The organism is Paracoccus sp. (in: a-proteobacteria) (assembly GCF_030536915.1).
Lineage (GTDB): Bacteria > Pseudomonadota > Alphaproteobacteria > Rhodobacterales > Rhodobacteraceae > Paracoccus.
Genome location: NZ_JAUNPC010000133.1, coordinates 1 through 3,618, shown reverse-complemented (window position 1 = coordinate 3,618; position 3,618 = coordinate 1). Strand labels below are relative to the sequence as shown.

At 67.7% G+C, this 3,618-nt stretch carries 4 protein-coding genes and 1 pseudogene; 3 read left to right on the top strand and 2 right to left on the bottom strand.

Features of this window, described 5'->3' with window-relative positions:
- The 3 genes and pseudogenes from ispH to Q4F04_RS14565 all read left to right on the top strand — a co-directional run.
- A pseudogene (gene ispH / locus Q4F04_RS14575) lies at window positions 1-552 on the top strand (4-hydroxy-3-methylbut-2-enyl diphosphate reductase); the annotation flags it as partial.
- A gap of 148 nt (window positions 553-700) precedes the next feature.
- Window positions 701-1,150: a ribonuclease HI gene (gene rnhA, locus Q4F04_RS14570; RefSeq protein WP_303370525.1), complete on the top strand. Its 450-nt coding sequence runs from the start codon at window positions 701-703 to the stop codon at window positions 1,148-1,150.
- Window positions 1,147-1,806, top strand: coding sequence for a trimeric intracellular cation channel family protein (locus Q4F04_RS14565; RefSeq protein WP_303370524.1), 660 nt, complete (start codon window positions 1,147-1,149; stop codon window positions 1,804-1,806). The genes rnhA and Q4F04_RS14565 overlap by 4 nt, the downstream gene beginning before the upstream one ends.
- Here Q4F04_RS14565 and tgt read toward each other — a convergent pair.
- Both tgt and Q4F04_RS14555 read right to left on the bottom strand, forming a co-directional pair.
- The gene (gene tgt, locus Q4F04_RS14560; RefSeq protein WP_303370523.1) at window positions 1,803-2,930 is read right to left on the bottom strand and encodes a tRNA guanosine(34) transglycosylase Tgt; all 1,128 of its coding nucleotides are present in this window, start codon (window positions 2,928-2,930) and stop codon (window positions 1,803-1,805) included. The two genes, Q4F04_RS14565 and tgt, sit on opposite strands and share 4 nt — an antisense overlap.
- Window positions 2,931-3,044: 114 nt before the next feature.
- On the bottom strand, window positions 3,045-3,618 hold a 574-nt coding region (locus Q4F04_RS14555; protein ID WP_303370522.1), incomplete at its 5' end, for a GNAT family N-acyltransferase.

Genomic DNA, 3,618 nt, shown 5'->3' with positions numbered 1-3,618 from the left:
ATGGGCCAGCTTCCGCCCGGCGAGGTGATCCTGGTCGAGACGGTCGAGGACGTGGCGCAGGTCGTGCCGCGCGATGCGGAACGGCTTGCCTGGATCACCCAGACGACGCTTTCGGTGGACGACACCGCGCAGATCGTGGCGGCCCTGCAGGCGCGCTTTCCCGCGATCGTCGGTCCGGCCAAGGACGACATCTGCTATGCGACGACGAACCGGCAGGCGGCGGTCAAGGCCATCGCCCCCCTGATCGACGCGCTGCTGGTGATCGGGGCGCCGAACAGCTCGAACTCTAAACGGCTGGTCGAGGTCGGGCGCTCTGCCGGCTGCGATTACGCGCAACTGGTGATGCGGGCGGCGGACATCGACTGGCGGGCACTGGACGGCATCCGCTCGATCGGCGTCACCGCCGGGGCCAGCGCGCCCGAGGTGCTGGTGGACGAGGTGATTGCCGCCTTTGCCGAGCGATACGACATGACTGTGGAACTGGTCGAGACGGCGCGCGAGCGGGTCGAGTTCAAGGTGCCGCGGGTGTTGCGCGAGGCTGCTTCAGGCTGAGCCGCCGCATCCGGGGGCGCTTCGCCCCCATCGTCGTATACGACGATCCCAGAGGATATTTTGACGAAGAAGATGGACCTTGCCGCGGCGCTGCGGGCGTTGCCGCAGGCCGTCGTTCCCGGATAAGAGGCGCTTGGAGGTTTCACCGATGCCCGAACTTCACGCCTGGACCGATGGCGCCTGCAGCGGCAATCCCGGCCCCGGCGGCTGGGGGGTGCTGATGCGCGCGCTGGAGGGCGACACGGTCGTGAAGGAACGCGAGCTTTCCGGCGGCGAGCCTGCCACGACCAACAACCGGATGGAACTGATGGCGGCCATCTCGGCGCTGGAAGCTCTCAGCCGGCCAACGGCGATCACCATCACCACCGATTCGGCTTATGTGAAGAACGGCGTCACAGGCTGGATCCATGGCTGGAAGCGGAACGGCTGGAAGACTTCGGACCGCAAGCCCGTGAAGAACGCGGACCTCTGGCAGCGGCTGGACGAGGCGCGGAACCGCCACCAGGTCACCTGGGCCTGGATCAAGGGCCATGCCGGGCACCCGGAAAACGAACGCGCGGATGAGCTTGCCCGCGCGGGGATGGCGCCTTTCAAATGACCGAGGGCATCCTGATCGGGGCGAACCTGCCCGCGCTGGTCTGGCTGCTGGATTATTCCTCGGCGCTGGTCTTTGCGCTGACCGGGGCGCTGGTGGCCAGCCGCCTGCAGCTTGACCCGGTGGGCTTCATCTTCATGGCGACGATGACGGCCGTGGGCGGGGGAACGCTGCGCGACCTGATCCTGAACCGGCCGGTCGTCTTCTGGGTGGATCGCCCCTCGCTGATCCTGCTGGCGGCGGGGGCGGCGCTGCTAGTCTTCTGGACCGCGCATCTGGTCGAAAGCCGCCAGCAATGGCTGCGCTGGCTCGACGCCTTTGCGCTGGCGGTGGCCGTCCCGGCAGGCGTCGGCGTGGCGCTGGCCGCCGGGGTTTCCCCGGTCATCGTGGTGCTGATGGGCGTCGTCACCGGCACCTTTGGCGGGCTAATGCGCGACGTTGTCGGCAACGAACTGCCCATGGTGCTGAAGCAGGGCGAGCTTTACATCACCGCGGCCTTTGGCGGCGCGCTGACGGCGGTAATATTGATCTGGCTCGGCCTTGACCGTTCCATCGCCGTGGTGCTCTGCGGGGCGGTCACGATGATCCTGCGGATCGGCAGCATGATCTTCGGCTGGAGCCTGCCGGTCTATCGTCCCCGCCCGCCGCGCAGCCGCTAGAGGGGCTCGATATCTCCCTGCGCCCTTGCGGCGTGGAACTCGGCGACCCAAGCATCCAGCGTGCCGGCCGCGATGGCGTCGCGCATGCCCTGCATGATTTCCTGATAGTAATGCAGGTTGTGCCAGGTCAGCAGCATCCCCGAGATCATCTCTCCGGCGCGGAAGACATGGTGCAGATAGGCGCGGGAATAGCCGCTGCAGGCCGGGCAGGTGCAGTATTCGTCCAGCGGGCGCGGGTCGTCGGCGTGGCGGGCGTTCTTGATGTTGACCTGCCCGCACCGCGTCCATGCCTGCCCCGTGCGCCCCGAGCGCGAGGGCAGAACGCAGTCCATCATGTCCACGCCCCTCTGCACCGCACCCACGATGTCGTCGGGCTTGCCGACCCCCATCAGATAGCGCGGCTGGTTCTTGGGTAGCAGGTCGGCGGCATAGTCGAGCACGCCGAACATCGCATCCTGTCCTTCGCCTACCGCCAGACCTCCGATGGCATAGCCGTCGAAGCCGATGCGGCGCAGGGACGCAGCCGATTCCTCGCGCAAGTCGCGTTCCACCCCACCCTGCATGATCCCGAACAGCGCATGTCCGGGTCGGTCGCCGAAGGCATCGCGCGACCGCTGCGCCCAGCGCATCGACAGCCGCATCGCCTCGGCCTGGCGTTCGTGGGTCGCGGGCAGCGCCGGGCATTCGTCAAAGGCCATCACGATGTCGGACCCCAGCAGCCGCTGGATCTCCATGCTGGTTTCCGGCGACAGGAAATGGCGCGAGCCATCGACATGGCTGGCGAAGGTCACGCCCTCCTCGGTCAGCTTCCGCAGGTCGGCGAGGCTCATCACTTGGAACCCGCCCGAGTCGGTCAGGATCGGCCGGTCCCAGTTCATGAAGCGGTGCAACCCGCCCAGCCGCGCGATGCGTTCCGCGCCGGGGCGCAGCATCAGGTGATAGGTGTTGCCCAGCAGGACGTCCGCCCCGGTCGCGCGCACGCTTTCGGGCAGCATCGCCTTGACGGTCGCGGCGGTGCCCACAGGCATGAAGGCGGGCGTGCGGATCTCGCCGCGCGGGGTGTGGATGACGCCGCTGCGCGCGCGCCCGGCCGTCGCGTTCACGGTAAAGGAAAAGCTGTTCATCCGTCGCTTCTAGCCGCGGTCAAACTGACCGACAACCGAAGCATCCGCGCTTCCTTTCGGCCCGAATATCCCAATGGGCTGACGAAAGCCCCGAAACTGTCCTGCGGGCTGTTTTCAGCGAGGCAGGGGCGAAGCCCGAGCCGGGGTTTGAAACCCCCTGTCCCCCTGCCCGACCCGGCCCGCCATCTGCCGCAGGGCACGCACACGGGCAGAAGGGATCGTCCCCACCTCGACGCCGGTGAACACGTGCATGGTGTTCAACTGCCGGTCCATCACCGCATGATCGCTGACCCAGCCCCCCATCATCAGGTAGGTCCGCAGCAAGGGCGGCATCAATGCCCGGGCACGAGGGGCGTCGAGGCTGCGCGGCAGGGGCGGAAAGCGGAAGACCTCGGGCGCCTTGACCCGCGGCAGCCACTGCTTAGGCGCAAGGTGGCGTTCGCGCAGCATGGCAAAGGCATTCGCATAGCCCTCGGTGTCGGTGCCCGGGAAGGACGAGCAGCCGAACAGAAGCTGCGCGCCCGTCGCGTCCACATGGCGCGTCAGCACCGCCCAGGCAATGCGCAGGATCTCGGGGTCGGGATGGGCCGGGTGGACGCAGAACCGCCCGACCTCGAGCATCGGTCCGGCAAAGTCCCGCAGTCCGCCCAAGTCGTAATGCTGCGCCGAGTAGCTGCGGCCGATCCCC

Excerpts from the sequence above, each read along its gene's own strand:
- rnhA (WP_303370525.1), top strand. The coding sequence starts at position 701 with ATGCCCGAACTTCACGCCTGGACCGATGGCGCCTGCAGCGGCAATCCC.
- Q4F04_RS14565 (WP_303370524.1), top strand. The coding sequence starts at position 1,147 with ATGACCGAGGGCATCCTGATCGGGGCGAACCTGCCCGCGCTGGTCTGG.
- tgt (WP_303370523.1), bottom strand. The coding sequence starts at position 2,930 with ATGAACAGCTTTTCCTTTACCGTGAACGCGACGGCCGGGCGCGCGCGC.